Origin of the sequence: Chishuiella changwenlii, assembly GCF_900142565.1 — a bacterium.
In the GTDB taxonomy this organism is placed as follows: domain Bacteria; phylum Bacteroidota; class Bacteroidia; order Flavobacteriales; family Weeksellaceae; genus Empedobacter; species Empedobacter changwenlii.
Genome location: NZ_FRBH01000004.1, coordinates 295,625 through 317,509, shown reverse-complemented (window position 1 = coordinate 317,509; position 21,885 = coordinate 295,625). Strand labels below are relative to the sequence as shown.

Below are 21,885 nucleotides of genomic sequence, written 5' to 3'. Positions count from 1 at the left end.
TGTATAGAGTAAAAAGTATAATGTAAAATGTACAGAGTAGTTTACTATTTACTAGCTTCTAAATCTCTAATCTCGAGTTTCCAACTTAACAATCCATATTCCTAATAGTCTTACATCTTAAGTCTAATCTCCAATTTATAACCTCCAATTTCCAACTTCTAATCTCGAGTTTCCAGCTTAACAATCCTTATTCCTAATAGTCTTACATCTTAAGTCTAATTTCTAATATTATATTTAACTAAATACTATGGTTTTTTTCTTAAATATGTATATTATTATATGTTTTTATAAATTATTTATTATTATATACTGAAACGCTTATTATATTGGTAATTAATATCGTAAAAAGATAATATTTAACATTTTAATCTATTTTTTATTTATATATTTGAATCACCTAATAATTAATTTCACTACCGATATGAATCTACACACACTCAATAGAATAAAGGCTTTTTATTAGCACTTAATTTTTCATCTGAAAATTTATTGTTTTTATTTTATCTGATTAATAATCATTAATCGGATGGCTATGCTTTATTTCAACAATCACCTAAAAACTTAAAACTTATGAATAAGCTGAACTTAATGTTTCTACTTTTTGCAAATGTACTATTTGCTCAAATTGCTATTGATAGTGTAGGAGTAGATATACAAACTATCGTAGATGTTACGTCCCATAATAAAACTGTATTATTACCTCGTATAGAAGGAATAAAAGATGAAACAGATTTATCATTTCTTAAAGAAGATAATAAAAACGAAGTCCCAATAGGTCTTCTTGTTTATAATAAATCAACACGACCTTCTTCTTTAGAAAAAGGTTATTATTACTGGAGCAATGATAAATGGAATTTATTAATCGATGATCAGTCAGTTTATTCTAGATTTACTATAGATAAAGTTAATAACACCCAAACAACTTCTCCTGTTTTTATTAAAAAATTCTTTTCAAAAGAAGTACCATTTCCAGTTGCAGAATTTGATGATTTTGTTACTACACTAGGTGGATTACACTGGGTAGAATTAGAAGGATTAGATTATACTTTTGAAATTGAAAATAACTATCACAACAATGTTTTTGTAAAAGTGAGTGGTTCAGCTCAATATGCTTCATCTACCTTTGAAAATTTAATTTTTGGAATGAACATAGGTGTTTTTTTACAGCGAATTGATGAAGACGGTACTGAAGGAAGATTTAGATTACAAGGAATATCAACAATTAATCGTGATAATATAAGAAATTCTAATTGTTTTCTATTTAATTATGCTATTCAAAGTGTTATAGGTAAACTAGAACCAGGAAAATATAGAATTAAGTCTTATGTTTCTGGAAATAGAAATTATAATAATGAAATCGAAATCGTTGATAAATGGATTACTTTAGGAGGAAAATCTATAACAGATAATAATTCTTCTAATGCAGATTGTACTAACTCTTCTAACGATCAATTAATAGGAAGACAAACTGTTGTAATAAGCGAAAGCGAAAATTAATTTTTAAAACCTCTACACCTATGAATTATTTTAAATTTATCCTATTTTTAGGAGGTATGGTTACTTCCTATGCTCAAGTTCATATAGCAGATAGTAACGATCAAAAATTATACAGTAACGCTATATTACAAGCAAATACTACAGCAAGTGATATAAAAGGATTTAAATTTCCTCGTAAAGTACTATCAGGTAGAATTGATTATTTGACTACAGAAACAGAAACTGATATGGTAAATAGCATGTTAATTTTCAATAATCAAAAATCTAATTTATCTAAAGGTTTATACTTCTGGGATTCTTCGAGATGGAATACTTTATTAGATGATTCTTTTATAGAAAAATTGTCTCAAGTATATCTTGCAGTAACAAAAGATAGTGAAAAAGTGTACTCTTTTTCAACAAGTACAACGGATTCTTCTTCGGATAATATTAGAATCGGAATGAATTATGACAGTAATATATTTACAGATTTGTCTAATTCAACTACTAACCTAACAAATACGTTTTCTATTTTCAATAAAGAAAATATTATCAAGTTGAAAACAACAGGTATTATTCAATTAGATAATCTTGAGAATATTCCTTTTAATCAGGTTAATAAATTTAATCAAGCATCAATGGGAATAGGATTGTTTTTAAAATCACCAGATGAAGATGATTTTAAACTAATTGCCTATTCTGTAATTAATGCAAATATAACTTCAAGCTGTACAAAATTACCTTTTAATGTATTTGATTACGTTTACGATTTAATACCAACTGGTCCATCTAAAGAGTATGTGTGTAAAGTAGCATTTGATAAAAGAAACTTTTCTCTTTTAAATGGAGAAAATGGAGAAGTGAAAGTTAGTTTAGGAGCGTCTGATTCTCCAAATTGCGTTAATAATAATATTGATAATGGTTCATGGGAAAGTAGAAATTTTTTACCTGAAGGTGCATCAAATATATTTTTAACGACAGAAATTTTTGAAATAATAAACTAACTATATATGAAAAAGAATATTTTAACAATCATAATTTTTATATCAGTTTTTATTAAAGCGCAAGTTATTATTAGTACTGATTCTACTTACACATCAACATCTCCTAAAGTAGCGTTAGATGTAAATGGTAAAGATGGAGGTATATTATTACCAAATGTAAAATTGACTACGTTATATCCTAAAATAGATATTCCAAAAGAAGGAACTGTTGTATTTAATACTTTAGAAGATGTAACAAATAAAAATGATAGTAGAGTTATAGGATATTACATTTTTATTGAAAATAAATGGAGATTACTATTAGACAAAGATAGAGGATTAAAACATATACCTAAACGTATTACTTATACGCAATCAACTTTTGATAAAAATGCAAAGGATTCTTCTGGTAGCTTGATTATAACTCCTGAGAGTTTTGGAAGAATAATAACTAATGGAAATACAAATATTGAGTCCATTGTTAAACCAATTATTCCCTTAAGTGAAGATGAAAGTTTTAAGTTAGGAGCTAAAGACAGTAGCTCTTATAATAAATGGAAAAAGATTAAAAACTTTTATTCTAAAATTAGTATTAGTTCTAATTTTCATAAAAATAATAAACTTATTCTAACAGTAGATGGTCCAATTAGTTTTACGAATTATAATGATGCTATAGCAACTTTTGCAGTAGGAGTATTTGTACATAAATTGGAGAATGATAAGATAGTAGAAAGTAGGTTAGAAGGTATAAGAATGTATGATATGGAATTACAAAATATTTGTACTTCCGATAAAAGAACTCCTGCTTTTTTAATAGAAGATTTAGAAGAAGGAGAATATACGATAGAGCCTGTGTATAGATTAATTTTTTCTCACGATTATAAAGGTGGATACAGCCAATCTTCAACAGAAGATAGATGGGCATATAATTATACAGGTGGTAAAGATGATAATTTAAGAAGAACTCGAATGTTTATAGGTGCACCAGATGATACCGATCATTATTATACAATATATAATGGTGGATCTACGATAAATTATGATGGAAGTACAAGAACTAGACCAGCTGGTGAATGTTTAAATTTATCACCATTTACTCATCAATCTATTATTGAGTTAATTATTTACAAGAAAGATTAAATAGAATATAATTAAGGATTTGAGTTTGTTTAATTATTAGTATTTTAAGATAAATTAATTTTATTTTATGTCAAGGTATTTTTTATAGGTTAATGTAGTATGTATTGATTAGTAAAATATTGATTAACTTAAAAGAAAATTTTTAAGCAAACTCTTTTTATTTTTTTATTAGAAATTATAACGTTTTATATCCATTTTTTTTATTTTTTTTAGGATTTCCATTCATTAAAAATTAATAGCTTTACTATCTATTTAAGTTTACTTTGGAATTAGAAATCGAGCAATATATAACATCTAAAAAATTTGAACCAGCTTTTAAATTAATTGTTTCAGATTATCATCAACGAATTTATTGGCAAATTCGTAGAATGGTTTTGATACATGAAGATGCAGATGATGTCACTCAAAATGTATTTATTAAAATTTATCAGAATTTAGAAACATTTAAAAATGAATCAAAGATTTCTACATGGATTTTTAGAATAACTTATAACGAGACTGTTAATTTTATGAATAAAAGAGCAAAAGAAAATAGTATTTCTTTTGATGATTATTCTAAAAATATGGCTGATGCTTTAGACAGCGATGAATATTATTCTGGTGATGAAATTAATTTGAAATTACAAAAAGCAATTGCTAAATTACCAGAAAAACAACGTGTAGTTTTTATAATGAAATATTATGATGAACTAAAGTATGAACAAATTTCAGAAGTTTTAGGAACCTCTGTAGGAGCGCTTAAAGCCTCTTACCATCATGCAGTTTCGAAGATAAAAGAATTTTTAGAAACAGAAGATTAAACCTTTTTATCTAATCATTGTCAAATAACTGAAATGAAGAATAATAAATTAAATAACGACTTTAAAGTTCCGACTAATTATTTTGAAAATCTAGAGAACGAAATCTTCTTAAAAACATTAAAAGAGAAAGAATCCTTTAATGTACCAAAAGATTATTTCCTAAACTTAGAGCAAAAAATTAATGCGAACAATCTTCAGACTAAAACAAAAAAGAGCAAACAATTTTATATTAATAAATGGTTTGCAGCTGCATCTATTATATTAATTCTTGTCGTTACTTTTCAATTCATAGGAAGTAATAAGAAAGAAGCAGAATTGGTTAATACAAAGATGGAAGAAGAAGTATATGAAAAAATTTACGATTCATATATTGTAAGCGAGGATATAAAAAAATCGCCTAATAATGTTTCATTAGACGATTCTGATTTTGTTTTATATACTAATTATTAAATAATTTCTGCGCTAAGACCTCTGTTTAATAACTCGGTGCATCTAGGTTTTAAATCTTCTAAATCACCAGTTAAAACTTCACATTTTCCTTTGTAGTGAATTAAGATTGAGCATTGCTCAGCTTGTTCTGGTGTATGTTCACAAACATCAATTAAAGATTCTATAACCCAATCAAAAGTGTTTACATCATCATTGTAAACAATAATTTGATATTGATGTGATTCTTGCTCCAAAACATCAACAGCAGAATCTTTTTCTGTTTCCCACATTGGTTGTGATGCAAATTTTATCATTGTTGTTTATTTTTTGAAATGTAGTGCAATCCACTCATTTCGTTGTTTTTTAGAAATAAATTTTAAATTATGTTCTGTACAAAAAGCCAAGATATCATTAAAGTCTTGTTCCATTAATCCACTTAAAAATAAATCTCCATTTTCGTTTAAAACACTAATGTAGGTAGGAATTTGACTAATTAAGATATTCTTGTTAATATTTGCTAAAATGATATCAAATTGCTTACTACCTAAAAGAGAATGATCTCCCATTTTAGCATCTAATCTAACACCATTTTTCTTTCCATTTTCTATAGAGTTTTCAACAGCCCATTCATCTATATCAATACATTCGGCATAATTAGCTTCTCTTTTCATAGCTAAAATTGCTAAGATAGAAGTTCCACATCCCATGTCTAAGATATCTTTACCTTTAAATTCTGTTTCTAAGATATACTCAACCATTAAATGAGTTGTAGAATGATGACCAGTACCAAAAGACATTTTTGGTTGAATGATAATTTCGTATGGAATATTTTCTACTGATTCATGAAACTCGGCACGAATTAAACATTGATCATTAACTAATATTGGAGTAAAACTTTCTTCCCAAGTAGCATTCCAATTCTGTTGTTCAATTTCTTGACGTGTATAAGAAAAATCAATATTTTCTATTGCATCAATAACTGCTTTAATTTCTTCTATATTTTCGTCAGTTTTTGGCATGTAAGCATCAAAACCTTCCTCATTTTCAACAAAACTTTCAAAAGGCAATTCAGAAATCATAGCAATAATAATCTCATTCCATGGTTCAATTTCTGCAACCTTAAACTTATATTCAATATAATTTGTCATATTCTTTTTTAGAAACATTAAACCGCTTCCTTATGCAAAATTACAAATAATTATGCGATCTCATCTAATGATTAATGTTTTTTAGCCCCACCATCATTTCTCTTTTACCAGAAGGACCAGGTCTTTTTTCTACAATATATCCCAATTCTTTTAACCCTCTTTTTATAGATCCTTTTGCAGCATAAGTTGTAAAAATAGCATTCGTTTTTGTTAAAGAATCAACTATCCTTAATAAGTCTATTTCCCACAATTTTGGTTGAACTTTCGAACCAAAAGCATCAAAATAAACTAAGTCAAATTCTTTTTCAAGACTATCTTTTAAATTAAAGAAATCTTCTTCTATTTTCTTTATTTTGAAATAATCAGAAATCTCTATCCATTCTTCCCATTTGCAATGATATAAATGTTGATAAAATTCTTCAAATTCTTTTTTACGAGATTGTAACTCGGGATAAAATTTAAAAACATCTTCAAAATAATTCACCAATTCAAATTCTTTTTCAGAGATAGGAAATTTTTCTACTCCTACATATTCAATAGGCTTTTTATTTTTTTCTGCTTCTAGCATCGTTATAAAAGCATTTAAACCAGTTCCTAAACCAATTTCAATTATTTTAAGCTTGTTTTGATCAGTAATAAAATGATGTAATCCATTTTTTATAAAAACATGAAAAGCCTCTTGTACAGCGCCATGTTTAGAATGATAGGTTTCGTCCCAATCTTCTATATAAATAGTTTTAGAACCATCTTCCGTTTCTTGAATTATCCTTTTCATAGCCGAAAGTTATGGTTTTTTATTATGAATAAGTGTAAATAAAATGTATCTTTGATATAGCAACGAACAAATATTTCACAAAAATGATTATAGAAAAAATTGCTGAATCTAGATTTAATGATTCAGTTTTCGAATCAACTGTTTTTGGAAAAGAATTTTCTGATCATATGTTGATTGCACACTACAAAGATGGTAAATGGGGAGAGGCAACAATTAAGCCTTATGGACCAATTACAATGACACCAGCAGCAATGTCTTTCCATTACGGACAAACAATTTTCGAAGGAATGAAAGCGTATAAAAATGAAAATGATGATGTTTTTATTTTTAGACCTGAGAAAAACTTTGAACGTTTTAATTTATCTGCTGCTAGATTAAATATGCCACAAATTCCTAAAGAAATTTTTATTGATGGATTGAAAGCTATAGTGGATATTGATCGCAAATGGGTTCCTCAAGATTATGGAACATCTTTGTACATTCGTCCAGTGATGTTTGCTACAGAGGAAGCTGTTTCTGCAAGATCATCTAACGAGTATATTTTTGCTATTTTGTTAGCTTATGCACCAAGTTACTACGAAAAACCATTATCTGTAAAAATTGCTGACTTTTATAGTCGTGCAGCACAAGGAGGAGTTGGTTTTGCGAAATGTGGAGGAAATTATGCAGCGTCATTTTTCCCAGCATCAGAAGTACAAAAAGAAGGTTATGACCAAATCATTTGGACAGATTCTATTGAGCATAAATACATAGAAGAAGCTGGTACAATGAACGTAATGGTTCGTATCGGAAATAAATTATTAACAGCTCCAACTTCTGAAAGAATTTTAAATGGAGTTACACGTGATTCTGTTTTAACTTTAGCTAAAGATGCAGGTAATGACTTAGAGATTCGTCCAGTAGAAGTAAAAGAATTATATGATGCTTATAAATCTGGAGAGTTAAAAGAAGTATTTGGTTGTGGAACAGCGGTTGTTATTACACAATATGATACTATTGGTTTTGGAGACGAACGTGTTCAGTTACCACATTTAGCAGAAGAAGATTCTTTTGCATTAAATTTAAAAAAGAAATTAAAAGATATTCAATACGGTTTAGTCGAAGATCCTCATGGATGGCGAGTAAAAATTGAAAAAGAGAATTAATTTTTATATAAGATATAATAGTAATAAAGCTGATAATTTGATTATCAGCTTTTTTTATAAAATATTTTATTAATATGTTATACAAAGTACTATCTTTGTAACATGAATGGAATACAAAAATTTTTAATCATCTGTTCAGGTAGTAGTCTTGAGCTCTTGAAAAAAACACCTACCGATGTAAGTAAACACGTAGGAATTGGTGGGGTAATATTATTTACAGGAATTTTAGCTGCATTATCTGCAGGTTATGCATTAAATACAGTATTTGATAATTTATACGCAGCTACTGGATTTGGTTTGTTATGGGGATTAATGATTTTTAATCTCGATAGATATATTGTAACATCAATGAAGAAATCCGGAGGATTTTTTCGTCAATTTTTTGTTGCGTTACCTCGTATTTTAGTTGCTGTTTTATTGGGAATAGTTATTTCTAAACCTTTAGAATTAAAAATATTTGAGAAAGAAATAAACAAGCAATTAAATGTTATTGTAAATCGTAATAAAGCAGAATTACAAAAAGGGATTGATGCACGTTATACCGATTTAGGAATTTCTTTTACAAATGAACGTAAACAAATCTATGCTCAAATAGATAAATTACGAGCAGAGTATAAAGAAGCTTCTACAGAATTGGAAAAGGAGGTTGTAGGAACACAAACACAAACAACAACTGGAAGAGAAGGATATGGTCCAAATGCAAAGCGTAAAGCTGAATTAAAAAAGCAGAAACTTGCAGAAATAGATACATATATTCAACAAACAGCTCCTCGTTTAGCAGAAATTACAAAAGAATTAGATCGTTTAAATGTTTCTAAAGAAAAAGAAATAGATGCGGCAAAACCAACAGAAGAAAATTACAATGGTTTTGCAGCAAGAATGCAAGCTTTAGACGAATTATCAGCAACTAATCCTATTTTAGGAACAGCTGCTATTTTTATAGCTCTTGTGTTTATATCGTTAGAGACTGCTCCTGTTTTAGTGAAATTAATAGCACCAAAAGGTCCTTATGATTTTTTATTAGAGAAGCACGAGTATAGTTTTAAGATATTTAGCTTAGAATCAATTCAATTGATGGATATTAAGTCTGATAGGCGTGTTAAACAAGCGTTAGAAAAAGCATAAATCTATAAAAAGTAACTTCAGAATGAAGTTACTTTTTTACTTTTGTAAAGGTTTTAGAAATGAAATTTAATTTCATTTTTTTAAGCAATAAAAAAGTTAATAACGATAGATTATAAACAGGTAATCTACTTTTAAAAGAAACATGGAAACATATAAAATAGAAATTTTCGGAGAAGACGAAAACCAAATACAACGAATGGAAGAAGTAATTCAACCACTTCAAGATTTAGAAGGATATTCGTTAAAATTACTTTGGATAGATGGAGATAGTGAAACAGACGAATATTCTGTTTTTGAATTACAAGAAATAATCGATCAACAAGACGGAATTTTAGTTGATTACGAACAGCTAGAAAATCTTTGTTACAAGATGGAAAATGTAACAGAAGCATTAATTATTGGAGATAGAAATGAAAAGAACCTTTTTGTAAATATTGAAGATGAGAATTTATACGATAATGAAATTGTTTTTGAATTCGTACACGATTCCCATTGGCAAATCATTACTTCCGATATTAATGTAATCGACACATTTAAAGTATCTTTTCCAAATAGTAATATTATCGAGTAATCTGATCTCTGGATATAAGATCATAAAACGAGTAAACCTTTAATAATTAGTATTAAAAGTTTACTCGTTTTTATTTTAATATTTTCCTTTTAACGTATTGTATATTTTCAATGTATCATTCGCTTCTTTTACATCATGAACACGTAAAATTTTAGCACCTTTTTGTAATGCAACCATATTTAGAACAGATGTTCCATTTAATGCATTTTCGGCTGTAGAAGACAATAAATTATAAATCATAGATTTTCTTGATATACCAACCAATAAGGGAAATTTACCAAAACCTAAAGATTCCATTTTATTAAACAATTCATAGTTTTGTTCTAATGTTTTAGCAAAACCAAATCCAGGATCTAATATAATATCGTTTACTTTAGCAGCTTTTAATTGTGTAATTTTAGTTGAGAAATATTCATTCACTTCTAATGTTATATCCTTATAAACAGGATTATCTTGCATTGTTTGGGGAGTTCCTTGCATATGCATTAAAATATACGGAACATTTAAATCTACAATTGCATTAAACATCTCATTGTCTAATTCCCATCCCGAAACATCATTAATAATAGAAGCTCCTGCGTTTATAGCTTCTCTTGCAACATTTCCACGAAATGTATCTATGGAAATAATTATTTCTGGATATTCTTTTATAATCTTTTCAATAATAGGAGCAGTTCTATCTATCTCTTCTTGTTCAGAAACTACTTCTGCACCAGGTTTTGTAGAATATCCTCCAATATCAATTATATCTGCACCATCAGTTAAATATCTAGAAACTTTCTCCAAAATTAAATCTATAGATTGATGACGACCACCATCATAAAAAGAATTAGGAGTAGTGTTTAGAATTCCCATAATTTTTGGTTCGTTTAAATCAATCAAACGTCCGTTACAATTAATTGTCATATCTTAGAAGATGTTTAAGCAATTTCAATTATTTTTGAAATCGAAACGAAATTATGAAAAATACCTCAATTCAATTCAATGAAATTATCTCGATTTGTCGAGAGTTATATACAAAAAAATTAAAAGATTACGGTCCAGCTTGGCGTGTATTGAGATTACCGTCTTTAACAGATCAAATTTTTATCAAAATAAATCGTATTCGCACACTACAAGAAGCAATAGAGCGTTTGGTAGATGAGGACGAAGAAGGAGAATTTATTGCAATTGTAAATTACTCTATAATGGGTTTAATTCAGTTGGAATTAGGATATGCAGATCAACCAGATTTATCAGATGAACAAGCAATTGAATATTACGATAAATATGCAACGATAGCGCATGACTTAATGATGAAAAAAAATCATGATTATGGAGAAGCATGGCGAGATATGCGTGTAAGTTCTATAACAGATTTAATTTATCAAAAAGTTTTACGTACTAAGAGTATCGAAGATAACAAAGGAAAAACATTGGTTTCGGAAGGTTTAGATGCAAACTATTTAGACATGATAAACTATTCCATCTTTGCTTTAATTTTAATTAACGAAAATAAATAACATGAAATATTTTGTACAATTTGCAAGAATTATAGTCGGAATAATTTTTATTATTTCTGGTTTTGTGAAAAATGTAGATCCAGTTGGATTAAGTTATAAATTAGAAGAATATTTTTCTCCAAATGTTTTAAACATTCCATTCCTAGAAAGTTTAAGCTTGCCATTGGCAACTTTCTTCTCTCTTTTCGAAATTGTATTAGGAGTTTTACTTTTATTAGGAGTTTGGAAGAGATTTACAACAATAGCTTTATTGCTAACAATTGTATTTTTTACTTTCCTTACATTTTATTCAGCTTACTTTAATAAAGTAACAGATTGTGGATGTTTTGGTGATGCATTAAAATTAGAACCTTGGACTTCATTTTACAAGGATGTTGTTTTATTAATTTTAATAATTATTTTAGTTATAGGACAAAAATATATACAACCTTTATTTGTTTCAAAAGCAAATTATGTGGTTAATGCAGTTGTTATTTTGGGTTCTGTAATTATTGCATATTTAGGTATTTATCATAATCCAATTATAGACTTCCGTGCGTATGCAGTAGGAAAAGACTTAGCTGAAGGTATGAAAACGCCAGAAGAGTTAGGATTAAAACCGACTACTTATAAAACAATTTATACCATGAAAAATAAAGTAGATGGTAAAACTGTTGAAATTACAGATGCACAATATATTGCAGATGATAAATGGTATAAACATGGAACGAGTTGGGAGATTGTAGAAGATAAAACTAAAAATGTAATTGATAAGAAAGGTTATGAACCACCAATTCACGATTTCTCTTTTGATTATGATGGAGAAGATAAAACAAATGAAATTTTAAATGCTCCTAAAGTAATTGTCTTAGTTATTCCTTTTGCAGATAAACTGAAAGAAGAAAACATTACAAAAATGAATTCTTTAATTAATGATGCAAAAAGTACAGATTTCTTAGTTGTAGCAGTTGCAAATAATCCAATAAAAGGTTTAGGAGTTGAAAATGCATTTATGGATCAAACAACAATGAAAACAATTACACGTTCTAATCCGGGAATTATGATTTTAGAGAAAGGAAAAGTAAAAGCAAAATATCATTACAATGACTTTCCTACTATCAATCAAATAAAACAACTTTTTTAATACACGTGATTAATTATATCTTAAATAAAATATTCTACGGTTTTCTAACACTTTTTGGTGTTGTAACCGTAGTTTTTTTACTTTTTTCTGTTCTTCCTGGAGATCCTGCTCGTATGATGCTCGACCAGAAAGAAGATCCTGAGCAATTGGCTCAAATTAGAAAAAATCTTGGTTTAGATCAACCATTATGGAAACAATATGCATTCTATTTAAATGATCTTTCTCCAATTTCATTTCACAATGTAGATGAGAAAAATGAAACTTATACGTCTTTAAATTCTGGTAAATATAATTATACTGGTTTATTAAAATTAGGATCTAATGAGGTTGTGATTAAAACACCATATTTAAGAGAATCTTTTCAGAAACAAGGTAAAAGTGTTTCAACAATTATAGGAGAAACATTACCTAATACAATGGTTTTAGCAATTGCATCTATTATTATTGCATCTATTTTTGGAATTTTACTAGGAATAGTTTCTGCTTTAATGAAAGATAGTTGGTTAGATAGATTGTTATTAGTTGTAACAAGTTTCGGAATGAGTATTCCATCTTTCTTCGCTGCTATTATTATCGCTTATATTTTTGCTTTTCTATGGCATGATATTACAGGACTTAATATGATTGGAAGTTTATATGAAGTAGATGATTTAGGAGAAGGAAAGCATCTCGTCTTAAAAAATCTTATTCTTCCAGCAATAACATTAGGTTCTCGTCCTTTGGCAGTCTTTACTCAATTAACTAGAAACTCTTTACTAGAAGTTCTTAATCAAGATTACATACGAACGGCTTTTGCAAAAGGCTTACCACGTAAAACAGTTATCACAAAGCATGCACTTCGTAATGCATTAAACCCAGTTATAACAGCTATCTCTGGTTGGTTTGCATCTATGTTGGCAGGTTCTGTTTTTGTTGAGTTTGTTTTTGGTTGGAATGGTTTAGGTAAAGAGATTGTAAATGCTTTAAACACATTAGATTTACCAATCGTAATGGGAGCAGTTTTAGTGATTGCTGTAATGTTTATTCTGATTAATATTTTGGTAGATATTCTATACGGAATCTTAGATCCTCGTGTAAGAATCAAGTAAAATATAAGTTTCATTTCACAAGAATATATTATCTTGCAGTTGATATTAAAATCAAAAAGGAAAAAATTATGCGTGATAAAATAGTTGCAGGTAACTGGAAAATGAATTTAAATTTTGAGGATGCAATTCAATTAGGTACAAATTTAAATGCTTGGGTTGCAGACAATCAACCAGATGCACAAGTTATTATCTCTCCATCTTCAATTTATTTACAGGTATTATTAGAAGCAGTAGACGAGCAATATGTAAAAGTAGCTTCTCAGGATATTTCTGCTCACGATAAAGGAGCTTATACGGGAGATATTTCAGGAGAGCAATTAGATAGTATTGGTTTAGATTTCGCTATTATTGGACATTCAGAACGTAGAGAATACCAAGGAGAAACAGATGCTATTATTGCAGAAAAATTAAAACAAGCTTTCAAAAATCAGATTAATCCAATTTTTTGTATTGGAGAAAAATTAGAGGAGCGTGAGGCAGAACAACATTTTGAAGTTGTAAAATCTCAATTATTAAATGCTTTAAAATCTCAAAACATAGAAGATTTATCTCGTTTAATTATCGCTTACGAACCAGTTTGGGCAATCGGTACTGGAAAAACAGCATCGCCAGAACAAGCACAAGAAATCCATGCATATATCCGTAAGGTATTAAATGATGAATTTGGTGTAGAAGTAGCAAACGAAACAAGTATTTTATATGGAGGAAGTGTTAATGCTCAAAATGCAAATGACATTTTTTCTCAACCAGATATAGATGGTGGTCTTGTTGGTGGAGCTTCTTTAAAATATGAAGATTTTATTCAAATTATTGCTGCTTGTAAGTAAGATAAATTGTTAATCAATGTATATTTATTGATTAATTATAAAAAATAGTAAGCTATTTCAATTTTTTTTGGAATAGCTTTTTTATTTGTGTAAGGTGTTGATTATTAATTTAATAAATAGTTGATATCAAGTATTTAATTGGTTTTTAATAGATTTAATTAAGAAAATTATAACATTTATTAGGATTTATTAAGATTTTTCGGAACGGTGTCTGTAATATCTAAGATGTGCAACAGTAATGAAGCACAAATTTTTTTAAAAACAAAATACATTTATTATGAAAAAATTAGCCCAAACATTAGGAGTTGTAGCAATAGGATTAGTATCATTCTCATTTACAACTAGAAACGAAGTTCCAGTATCAACGTCTTCTTATACTCAAAAAGTTATTGCAGAAGATCAACCAAAAGTAGTTATTTTAGATATTGTTGATAATATTGCGTCTGAAGGAACAAATATCGCAACAGACTTTAAAAATAAAATTGAAACTTTAAACAAAGAAAATGTTCAAGTTGTACTTTGGAAAGATCTAACAAAAGGGTTACAAGAAGCAGAAAAACAATCTATCATTGATAGTTTAAAACCAGAATTAATCATGACATTAAGTTTTGAGAATTCTGATGATAATACAAATAAAGTTGCAGCTGTAGTATCTAAACAAAACGTAGCTTTCGAGAAAACTTTCGAAGTAGCACGTGAATTTGCAGATAACATGAACTCTACAACAATTAAAAATGACGGAGTTTATCAAACAGATTCAAAATATATTCAAGATAACGCAGCACCATCAATTTTCTTAAGTTTAAAAGTTAAGAATGATGTAGCTTCTAACACAGAAATTATCAATAAAATTACAAACTTCATCGAAACTGCAGAAGTTGCAGACGCTACAGCAGCACCAATGCAAGTAGATTCTACAGCAGTTATTTCTGACGCAGCAGTAGATGTAGCTAAATAAAAAGTTTTATAACTTTTATATATCATTTTTATTAATGGAAAAAGTAACATTTCGCCGAGAAATGTTACTTTTTTTTGTTTTTAAAAGTAGAAAACTTAAGTTTGTTAAATACTTATACACATATGTCAAAACAAGGATATATTGCACGTTATTTTAATATTGTAAGAAAACTTTCTCAGCAAAAATATTGTTCATACGAAGAATTAGAAAGCTTTTTAGAGAGAGAATTTGAGATGTTACAAATGCAAGATGATACGTTAGAATTTAATTTTTCTAAGAGGACATTGCAACGTGATATTAGAGAAATCCGAAATATTCTAGGTATCGATATTATGTACAGTAGAAGCCAACGAGGTTATTACATTATTCAGGATGATTATAGTTCTGATTTATTTCTTAAAACACTAGAAGAAATAAATAGTTTTTCTGCACTAAAACTAACTAATTCTTTAGAGTCTATTGTTTATTTAGAAAAAAGAAATCCAAAACGAGCTGAGTTTTTACCAGATATTGTACAAGCAATTCAGCGAAAAAATAAAATAGAATTCCGTTATCTGAAGTTTGGTGAAGAAAAAGAAACACTTAGAAAAGTTTCTCCTTTAGCAATTAGAGAATTTGACAATCGTTGGTATTTAATTGCAGATGACAAAGAGGTAGTTAAGACATTTGGATTAGAAAGAATGAATAATGTTACCATCTTAAAAGAAAAAATAGAGGGTGCTATTAATTTTGATTACAATGATAAGTACAAATATTCTTACGGTATCATTGTTCCAACTTCTGGTAAACCAGAAAAAATTGTTTTAAGTGTAAATAAAAAGCAAGCTGCATATTTAGCATCATTACCCTTGCACGATTCTCAAGAATTAATAGTAGTTAATGATGATGAGGTTTTAGTAAAATTAGAATTATTTTTAACCGAAGATTTTATAAGCGAATTATTATCAATGAGTCGCTTTGTAACTGTATTAGAACCTAAAAAGCTACAAGATAAAATCAAAATAATTTTAAATGATATTTTGGATAAATATTAATTTAGAATTTAGTTGTGCCTTAAACACATTAACACATTAACACATTAACACATTAACACATTAACACATTAACACATCAACACATTAACCTTCAAACTCTACATTAAAATTCATTCCAAGAATCACTTTTCCAGCAACTTTTTCATTCGTTTCAGGATTAATTAATCCAGTTATTTTAGTTGTCTTTTGTTTGGTAACCAAATCTAAAATTTGTTTGTCAGTAAATTTCTTTCCCATAAACTCGAAAGGAATTTTAAAACCACATTCTTTAAAATTTCCACAACCATAAGCTGTTTTTCCTTTCACCAATTGATGATTTTTACATTTAGGACAAGTAGCCTCCTCTAAATTGATTTCTTCTTTTGGTTTACGTTCTCTTTTAGGTTTATCATTTACAGGAGTAGGAGCTTCATAAGAAGAGATAGGTCTAAAATAACTATTCTTAACATCAAAAGTTAGTTTAGAAACCATTTCAATTAACTCTTGCTTAAATAAATCTAATTCATATTCCCCTTTTTCTATTAAACGAAGTTTACGTTCCCAAACACCAGTCAATTCGGGAGATTTCAAAAGCTCATCTTGTATGGTATCTATTAAATCAATTCCAGTTTGAGTTGCAATAATGTTACGCTTCTTCTTTTCTATATATTTTCTTCTGAATAAAGTCTCGATAATATTCGCACGAGTAGAAGGACGTCCTATTCCGTTTTCTTTCATTAATTCACGCATTTCTTCATCATCAACTTGTTTACCAGCAGTTTCCATTCCACGAAGTAAAGTTGCTTCTGTATAATGCTTTGGAGGAGTTGTTTTTCCTTTGTGTATAAACGGTTCGTGAGGACCTTTTTCACCAATTTCAAAAATCGGCATTATTTTCTCCTCCTCTTTTTCGTCTTCCTTTTTATCTTTAGCATAAACCTCTCGCCATCCCATTTCTAGAATTTGCTTTCCTGTTGCTTTAAAATTAATAGCAGATAATTGACCATCTTTTCCTGTATTTTCAACTTTTCCCTCTACAGTTGTATTAGCTACTTTACATTCTGGGTAGAAAACAGCAATAAAACGTCTTGCAACTAAATCATAAATTCTTTTTTCTTCGTTAGACAAACCTTGAGGAAAAATTTCTGTTGGAATAATCGCATGGTGATCTGTTACCTTAGTATTATCAAAAACTGTTTTAGACATCGGAATAGGTTGTGTCATTAATGGTGCAACCAAATTCTGATAAGCAGTTAGTTTAGTTAAAATACCAGAAACTTTAGGATGAATATCTTCTGAAAGGTAAGTTGTATCAACACGAGGATAAGTCACAAACTTTTTCTCGTATAAACTCTGGATGTATTTTAATGTATTTTCGGCAGAGTAAGCATATTTTTTATTGGCTTCCACCTGTAAAGCTGTTAAGTCAAATAACCTTGGATTTTTCTCTCTTCCTTCTTTTACCTCGAAATCTATAATTTCAAAATCTTGATTAAGTATAAATTCTAATCCTTGTTTAGCCTTCTCTTCGGATTTCAATCTTGGAATAGTCGCATTAAATTCAACAGATTTAAAAAGCGTTTTTAATTCCCAATATTCATCAACAATAAATGCATTAATTTCTTTTTGTCGTTGTACAATCATTGCTAAAGTAGGTGTTTGTACACGTCCTATAGAAAGTACAGTTTTCGGAGGAGCAAATTTCTTGGTAAATAATCTTGTTGCATTCATTCCTAAAAGCCAATCTCCAATTGCACGAGCTTGACCAGCAGAAAATAAATTAAAGTATTTTTCACCATCTTTTAAATTCTCAAAACCATCTTTTATAGCTTCTTCTGTAAGAGAAGATATCCATAAACGTTTCATTGGCGCTTTAGCTCTTGCCTTTAATAAAACCCAGCGTTGTATTAATTCTCCCTCTTGTCCAGCATCGCCACAATTTATAATCTCTTCTACATGATCAGCACTAACAAGACTTTCTATTATTTTAAATTGCTTTGCAACACCTTTATCTTCTATTACCTTAATTCCAAAACTAGCAGGAATCATAGGAAGATAATTAAGATCCCAACTTTTCCATTCTGGCGTATAGTCTTGGGGTTCTTTTAAAGTACATAAATGCCCAAAAGTCCATGTCACCTGAAAACCATTACCTTCATAATATCCGTCATGCCTATTATTGGCACCAATTACTTTGGCAATATCATTCGCAACACTTGGTTTTTCGGCAATACAAACTTTCATAACTTTTTTCTAATGGGACTACAAAAATCAATATAATTATTTAAAACTTAAAAAAAAATATGAGAATGTATAAATATTGAATAAATTTGCAATAGGTTAACTTTTGTGAAAATGGCTATTTTCAATAAATTTCAAAATGTTTTTATACAATCTCTATTAATCAAGTAGATTTTTAATTGTTAAATCTTCAAAAAATCCTATTGATTTTAAAGGAACTAAAAAATTAATGCTATAACAACACAAAAAATTTAGAACAATTAAAAAATTTTCACTTAATTTACACCCACATTAATAAAAATCATAATATTTAAAAGAATTAGTAAATGGAAAAGAATGTAACAGTACCAGCTAAAACTAAAAAGGGAGGTCTTAACCCAGTGATTACTATGATCATTTTAATTGCAATTGCAATGGTTATTTTCTATGGTTTATTTGGACAAGCAAGTAATTTTGAAGGAGGTGATAAAGAAAGAGGGAATCCTTTAAATTTCTTAGGTATTATCTACAAAGGAGGGGTGATTATTCCATTCTTATTGTCTTTCTTCTTTATGGTGTTAGTTTTTTCAATTGACCGTATTATCGCTTTAAACAAAGCAAAAGGAACTGGATCAGCTGAAAAATTTGTTAACGACATTCGTGCTTTATTAAACAAAAACGAAATTAGCAAAGCAATCGAATTATGTGACAAACAAAAAGGAGCTATCGGTAATGTAGTAAAAGAAGGTTTAACAACTTTCAAAGCTTTAGAGAACGATACAACTTTAAACAAAGAACAAAAATTAGCTCAATTAGGTAAAACTTTAGAGGAAGCAACTACTTTAGAGATGCCAACATTAGAGAAAAATATGACAATCATTTCTACGATTGCTTCTGTAGGTACGTTAATTGCCTTAATGGGAACAGTAATCGGGATGATTAAAGCATTCTTCGCATTAGGAGAAGGAGGTGGATCTCCAGATGCTGCTCAATTATCTGTAGGTATCGCGGAAGCCTTAATTAATACAGGTATGGGTATTGGTGCATCTGCATTCGCTATCATTATGTATTCTTTCTTAACTTCTAAAATTGATGATTTAACTTTCAAAATTGACGAAGTAGGAATGAGTATCCAACAATCTTTCTCTGCTCATAATTAATATTCCCTTGAATAAAATCCTTAGAATAAAAGTATAAGGAACTTATCCAAAAAATAAAATAATAAGAATATTAAATAATACAGAGAAAATGGCAAGAGTAAAACCGAAAAGAAGAGGTCCTTCGATGGACTTAACAGCTATGTCTGACATGGCTTGGCTTTTGTTGACTTTCTTTATTTTAACATCTAACTTCAGAGAACCTGAGGTAGTACCAGTAGTAACACCTACATCTGTTTCTAACCAGAAAATGGGAGACGATAACATGATGGTTATTAAAATCAATAATGACGGGAAGTTTTTATTCGCTTTAGACGAAAACGAACGTATTCCAACTTTAGAGAGAATGGGTGAGAAATATGGTGTAAGATTTACAGATGCTGAAAAGAATGCTTTCAAAAGCGTTGTAGAGTTTGGTGTACCAATGAAGGAAATGAGAAGTTTTTTGAATCAATCTGCGGATAATCAAAAGAACTATAATCCAGGTATTCCATTAGATACGATCCCAAATAAAAATCAAGAATTGATTGATTGGGTATTCGAAGCAAAGGAAGTGAACCCAGATCTTTTCTTAGCAATTAAAGGTGATCAAAAATCTGAATATATTAAATTCAAAACATTGATTGCTCAATTGCAAGAGAAGAATATGAACAAGTTCCAGTTAATTACATCTCAAGAATAATTATTAAGAAATTAAAAAATGGCACAAATACAAAGTCACGATGACGGTGGTGGAAAAAAAGTCCGCTCCAAAAAGAATTCGACAGCAGTCGATATGGCTCCTTTGGTTGATTTAGGTTTCTTATTAATTACATTCTTTATGTTTGCAGCGACATCGATCAAACCAAACGTAATGAACTTGAATATGCCTCCAAAAATTCCAAAAGATGTAGTACCTCCAACAGAGGTTAAGACAAAGAATTCAATTACTGTTATAGTAGCGAAGGATAATAAATTATTTTGGTACCAAGAAGAGGCAAAAAATTTAAATGCTGGAAACTTAAATGAGACTGATTATACAGCTTTACGTGATGTAATCACAAGAGCAGCAGCAGGAGCTCCTGATAAAGATAAATTTACTGTAATTATTAAACCGATGGATGATGCATCTTATGATAATTTGGTAAATGTGTTAGATGAAATGGAAATTACGAAGTCTACTCGATACGGAATCGTTCAAATCGTGCCTACTGAACAGAAGGCTTACGATGAAAAAGTAGGTAAATAATTAGTTTAATTGTTAAATTTAAAAGAATTAAAATGTCAGAAAATAACAAAAAACTAAAATCCTTAGACGAGATTGTATTTGAAGGAAGAAACAAAGCGTATGGAGCTTATGACATGAGAATGTCTGAGAATAGTACTCTTTTAAAAGCTTTCTTACGTGGATTTGTAGTAATAGTGATATTAGCTTTCGCTGTTTTCGCTTCTGCAACAGGAATGTTTAAAGCAAAAGAAAGTAAAGATGTTGTTGTAGATGTTCAGTTAGAGGATTTAACTTTACCAGAACCAGAACCTGAAGAGGAAGAAGTGGTAGAGCCAGAACCAGAACCAGAACAACAAGAAAATCATTACCAAGAGGAGACGGCACAAGAGAAATTTGTAATGCCAGAACCTAAAGAGCAACCTAAAAAGGAGGAAACTATTCCACCTAAAGAAGAGTTGGTAGGTAAGGATTTATCTTTCGAAAAACGTGAAGGTACAGAGTCTAAAGGACAAACAGGGGGAGGTCCTGTAAACTTAAATAAAGAAGCGCCAAAAAATACAACTCAAGCTCCTAAAACAGAGGATAAAGGTACAACAGCTGGACCAGCAACGGTTACTGCTCGTACAGCAGCTGTAATGGCTGTATATCCTGGTTGTGAAAAGGATGCTGCAAAAGGTAAACAACAGGCAACTGACTGTTTATCTAGAAAGTTAGGTGCTGATATCGGTGATGAGTTACAAGATTTTGCAAATGATGCTGCTGGTGAAGGTTTATCAGGTGTTATCGTAGCGAAATTAAGTTTCCAAATTGATACAAATGGTCGTATTGTAAGTATTAACCCACAAGGTGATGCTAAATTAGGACCAGAAGCTAGAAAAGCTTTACAACGTATTACTGAAAGACAACAAAAAAGAGGAAAAACGATTGTTCCTGCTCAAACAGAAGATGGTCGTCCTGCTAAGTTAAACTTCAGTATTCCAGTAAAAATGGCTATTGAATAATAATCAAACAATATAAAGTTTTTACAATGCCCTCAAATTTATTTGAGGGCATTTTTTATGCTTAGTCATGTATAGAAGTTAGAAGTTAGAAGTTAGAAGTTAGAAGTTGCGAGCGTAATTATGATATAAACAACTAATATATTTTATTTAGGTAATGCTCTTTAGGTTTAATTAAAACTCAAATAAGGAATCTCAAA

General features: G+C 29.3%; 23 protein-coding genes. 18 read left to right on the top strand and 5 right to left on the bottom strand.

Annotation, left to right across the window (positions count from 1 at the left end):
• The first annotated feature begins 570 nt into the window (after positions 1 to 570).
• From BUA86_RS06350 to BUA86_RS06330, 5 genes are all read left to right on the top strand, one after another.
• Entirely contained in the window at positions 571 to 1,497 is a 927-nt protein-coding gene (locus tag BUA86_RS06350) for a hypothetical protein (RefSeq protein ID WP_072930874.1), read from the top strand.
• 20 nt (positions 1,498 to 1,517) lie between these two features.
• Positions 1,518 to 2,480: a hypothetical protein gene (locus BUA86_RS06345; protein WP_072930872.1), complete on the top strand. Its 963-nt coding sequence runs from the start codon at positions 1,518 to 1,520 to the stop codon at positions 2,478 to 2,480.
• 6 nt (positions 2,481 to 2,486) lie between these two features.
• Entirely contained in the window at positions 2,487 to 3,599 is a 1,113-nt protein-coding gene (locus tag BUA86_RS06340) for a hypothetical protein (RefSeq protein WP_072930870.1), read from the top strand.
• Between the two features lie 263 nt (positions 3,600 to 3,862).
• Positions 3,863 to 4,399, top strand: coding sequence for an RNA polymerase sigma factor (locus BUA86_RS06335; RefSeq protein ID WP_072930868.1), 537 nt, complete (start codon positions 3,863 to 3,865; stop codon positions 4,397 to 4,399).
• 33 nt (positions 4,400 to 4,432) lie between these two features.
• Positions 4,433 to 4,849, top strand: coding sequence for a hypothetical protein (locus BUA86_RS06330; protein ID WP_072930867.1), 417 nt, complete (start codon positions 4,433 to 4,435; stop codon positions 4,847 to 4,849).
• Here the strand turns inward: BUA86_RS06330 and BUA86_RS06325 are convergent.
• The 3 genes from BUA86_RS06325 to mnmC2 all read right to left on the bottom strand — a co-directional run bounded on the left by BUA86_RS06325 (position 4,846) and on the right by mnmC2 (position 6,751).
• Entirely contained in the window at positions 4,846 to 5,142 is a 297-nt protein-coding gene (locus BUA86_RS06325; protein WP_178300403.1) for an ATP-dependent Clp protease adaptor ClpS, read from the bottom strand. The genes BUA86_RS06330 and BUA86_RS06325 overlap by 4 nt on opposite strands.
• A gap of 6 nt (positions 5,143 to 5,148) precedes the next feature.
• A complete protein-coding gene (gene prmA, locus BUA86_RS06320) occupies positions 5,149 to 5,976 on the bottom strand; it encodes a 50S ribosomal protein L11 methyltransferase (RefSeq protein ID WP_072930865.1) in 828 nt (275 codons plus the stop codon).
• A 64-nt stretch (positions 5,977 to 6,040) separates the two neighbouring features.
• Entirely contained in the window at positions 6,041 to 6,751 is a 711-nt protein-coding gene (gene mnmC2 / locus BUA86_RS06315; protein ID WP_072930863.1) for a tRNA (5-methylaminomethyl-2-thiouridine)(34)-methyltransferase MnmC2, read from the bottom strand.
• A gap of 83 nt (positions 6,752 to 6,834) precedes the next feature.
• On the opposite strand from mnmC2, the gene BUA86_RS06310 reads away from it, so the two are divergent.
• The 3 genes from BUA86_RS06310 (at position 6,835) to BUA86_RS06300 (ending at position 9,592) form a co-directional block, all read left to right on the top strand.
• Entirely contained in the window at positions 6,835 to 7,896 is a 1,062-nt protein-coding gene (locus BUA86_RS06310; RefSeq protein ID WP_072930861.1) for a branched-chain amino acid aminotransferase, read from the top strand.
• Between the two features lie 102 nt (positions 7,897 to 7,998).
• On the top strand, positions 7,999 to 9,021 hold the full coding sequence (locus BUA86_RS06305) for a DUF4407 domain-containing protein (protein WP_072930859.1): 1,023 nt from the start codon (positions 7,999 to 8,001) through the stop codon (positions 9,019 to 9,021).
• 142 nt (positions 9,022 to 9,163) lie between these two features.
• Positions 9,164 to 9,592: a hypothetical protein gene (locus BUA86_RS06300; RefSeq protein WP_072930857.1), complete on the top strand. Its 429-nt coding sequence runs from the start codon at positions 9,164 to 9,166 to the stop codon at positions 9,590 to 9,592.
• Between the two features lie 75 nt (positions 9,593 to 9,667).
• On the opposite strand, the gene folP is transcribed toward BUA86_RS06300, so the two are convergent.
• Positions 9,668 to 10,498, bottom strand: a complete 831-nt coding sequence (folP, locus tag BUA86_RS06295) for a dihydropteroate synthase (RefSeq protein ID WP_072930855.1) — start codon at positions 10,496 to 10,498, stop codon at positions 9,668 to 9,670.
• Between the two features lie 53 nt (positions 10,499 to 10,551).
• On the opposite strand from folP, the gene BUA86_RS06290 reads away from it, so the two are divergent.
• From BUA86_RS06290 to BUA86_RS06265, 6 genes are all read left to right on the top strand, one after another.
• Positions 10,552 to 11,094: a DUF1599 domain-containing protein gene (locus BUA86_RS06290; RefSeq protein WP_072930853.1), complete on the top strand. Its 543-nt coding sequence runs from the start codon at positions 10,552 to 10,554 to the stop codon at positions 11,092 to 11,094.
• A gap of 1 nt (position 11,095) precedes the next feature.
• Positions 11,096 to 12,217, top strand: coding sequence for a BT_3928 family protein (locus tag BUA86_RS06285; RefSeq protein ID WP_072930852.1), 1,122 nt, complete (start codon positions 11,096 to 11,098; stop codon positions 12,215 to 12,217).
• Positions 12,218 to 12,222: 5 nt separating this feature from the next.
• Complete coding sequence (locus BUA86_RS06280) at positions 12,223 to 13,305, top strand: ABC transporter permease (RefSeq protein ID WP_072930850.1); 1,083 nt, start codon at positions 12,223 to 12,225, stop codon at positions 13,303 to 13,305.
• 68 nt (positions 13,306 to 13,373) lie between these two features.
• Positions 13,374 to 14,132 carry a triose-phosphate isomerase gene (tpiA, locus tag BUA86_RS06275; protein WP_072930848.1) on the top strand — a complete coding sequence of 253 codons (759 nt, stop codon included), beginning with the start codon at positions 13,374 to 13,376 and terminating at the stop codon, positions 14,130 to 14,132.
• Between the two features lie 277 nt (positions 14,133 to 14,409).
• Positions 14,410 to 15,090: a hypothetical protein gene (locus tag BUA86_RS06270; RefSeq protein ID WP_072930846.1), complete on the top strand. Its 681-nt coding sequence runs from the start codon at positions 14,410 to 14,412 to the stop codon at positions 15,088 to 15,090.
• 122 nt (positions 15,091 to 15,212) lie between these two features.
• Positions 15,213 to 16,124: a helix-turn-helix transcriptional regulator gene (locus BUA86_RS06265; protein WP_072930844.1), complete on the top strand. Its 912-nt coding sequence runs from the start codon at positions 15,213 to 15,215 to the stop codon at positions 16,122 to 16,124.
• A gap of 84 nt (positions 16,125 to 16,208) precedes the next feature.
• On the opposite strand, the gene BUA86_RS06260 is transcribed toward BUA86_RS06265, so the two are convergent.
• Positions 16,209 to 18,347, bottom strand: a complete 2,139-nt coding sequence (locus BUA86_RS06260) for a type IA DNA topoisomerase (protein WP_072930841.1) — start codon at positions 18,345 to 18,347, stop codon at positions 16,209 to 16,211.
• Between the two features lie 323 nt (positions 18,348 to 18,670).
• Between BUA86_RS06260 and BUA86_RS06255 the strand changes: the two genes are divergently transcribed.
• From BUA86_RS06255 to BUA86_RS06240, 4 genes are all read left to right on the top strand, one after another.
• Positions 18,671 to 19,483, top strand: coding sequence for a MotA/TolQ/ExbB proton channel family protein (locus BUA86_RS06255; protein WP_072930839.1), 813 nt, complete (start codon positions 18,671 to 18,673; stop codon positions 19,481 to 19,483).
• Between the two features lie 88 nt (positions 19,484 to 19,571).
• Positions 19,572 to 20,162 carry a biopolymer transporter ExbD gene (locus tag BUA86_RS06250; protein ID WP_072930837.1) on the top strand — a complete coding sequence of 197 codons (591 nt, stop codon included), beginning with the start codon at positions 19,572 to 19,574 and terminating at the stop codon, positions 20,160 to 20,162.
• Between the two features lie 18 nt (positions 20,163 to 20,180).
• Positions 20,181 to 20,708: an ExbD/TolR family protein gene (locus BUA86_RS06245; RefSeq protein ID WP_072930835.1), complete on the top strand. Its 528-nt coding sequence runs from the start codon at positions 20,181 to 20,183 to the stop codon at positions 20,706 to 20,708.
• A 32-nt stretch (positions 20,709 to 20,740) separates the two neighbouring features.
• Complete coding sequence (locus BUA86_RS06240) at positions 20,741 to 21,688, top strand: hypothetical protein (protein ID WP_072930833.1); 948 nt, start codon at positions 20,741 to 20,743, stop codon at positions 21,686 to 21,688.
• Positions 21,689 to 21,885 lie beyond the last annotated feature (197 nt).

Bases quoted from the DNA above. Each gene is read 5' to 3' on its own strand.
- BUA86_RS06350 (WP_072930874.1), top strand. From the start codon at position 571: ATGAATAAGCTGAACTTAATGTTTCTACTTTTTGCAAATGTACTATTT.
- BUA86_RS06345 (WP_072930872.1), top strand. From the start codon at position 1,518: ATGAATTATTTTAAATTTATCCTATTTTTAGGAGGTATGGTTACTTCC.
- BUA86_RS06340 (WP_072930870.1), top strand. From the start codon at position 2,487: ATGAAAAAGAATATTTTAACAATCATAATTTTTATATCAGTTTTTATT.
- BUA86_RS06330 (WP_072930867.1), top strand. From the start codon at position 4,433: ATGAAGAATAATAAATTAAATAACGACTTTAAAGTTCCGACTAATTAT.
- BUA86_RS06325 (WP_178300403.1), bottom strand. From the start codon at position 5,142: ATGATAAAATTTGCATCACAACCAATGTGGGAAACAGAAAAAGATTCT.
- prmA (WP_072930865.1), bottom strand. From the start codon at position 5,976: ATGACAAATTATATTGAATATAAGTTTAAGGTTGCAGAAATTGAACCA.
- mnmC2 (WP_072930863.1), bottom strand. From the start codon at position 6,751: ATGAAAAGGATAATTCAAGAAACGGAAGATGGTTCTAAAACTATTTAT.
- BUA86_RS06310 (WP_072930861.1), top strand. From the start codon at position 6,835: ATGATTATAGAAAAAATTGCTGAATCTAGATTTAATGATTCAGTTTTC.
- BUA86_RS06305 (WP_072930859.1), top strand. From the start codon at position 7,999: ATGAATGGAATACAAAAATTTTTAATCATCTGTTCAGGTAGTAGTCTT.
- BUA86_RS06300 (WP_072930857.1), top strand. From the start codon at position 9,164: ATGGAAACATATAAAATAGAAATTTTCGGAGAAGACGAAAACCAAATA.
- folP (WP_072930855.1), bottom strand. From the start codon at position 10,498: ATGACAATTAATTGTAACGGACGTTTGATTGATTTAAACGAACCAAAA.
- BUA86_RS06290 (WP_072930853.1), top strand. From the start codon at position 10,552: ATGAAAAATACCTCAATTCAATTCAATGAAATTATCTCGATTTGTCGA.
- BUA86_RS06285 (WP_072930852.1), top strand. From the start codon at position 11,096: ATGAAATATTTTGTACAATTTGCAAGAATTATAGTCGGAATAATTTTT.
- tpiA (WP_072930848.1), top strand. From the start codon at position 13,374: ATGCGTGATAAAATAGTTGCAGGTAACTGGAAAATGAATTTAAATTTT.
- BUA86_RS06270 (WP_072930846.1), top strand. From the start codon at position 14,410: ATGAAAAAATTAGCCCAAACATTAGGAGTTGTAGCAATAGGATTAGTA.
- BUA86_RS06265 (WP_072930844.1), top strand. From the start codon at position 15,213: ATGTCAAAACAAGGATATATTGCACGTTATTTTAATATTGTAAGAAAA.
- BUA86_RS06260 (WP_072930841.1), bottom strand. From the start codon at position 18,347: ATGAAAGTTTGTATTGCCGAAAAACCAAGTGTTGCGAATGATATTGCC.
- BUA86_RS06255 (WP_072930839.1), top strand. From the start codon at position 18,671: ATGGAAAAGAATGTAACAGTACCAGCTAAAACTAAAAAGGGAGGTCTT.
- BUA86_RS06250 (WP_072930837.1), top strand. From the start codon at position 19,572: ATGGCAAGAGTAAAACCGAAAAGAAGAGGTCCTTCGATGGACTTAACA.
- BUA86_RS06245 (WP_072930835.1), top strand. From the start codon at position 20,181: ATGGCACAAATACAAAGTCACGATGACGGTGGTGGAAAAAAAGTCCGC.
- BUA86_RS06240 (WP_072930833.1), top strand. From the start codon at position 20,741: ATGTCAGAAAATAACAAAAAACTAAAATCCTTAGACGAGATTGTATTT.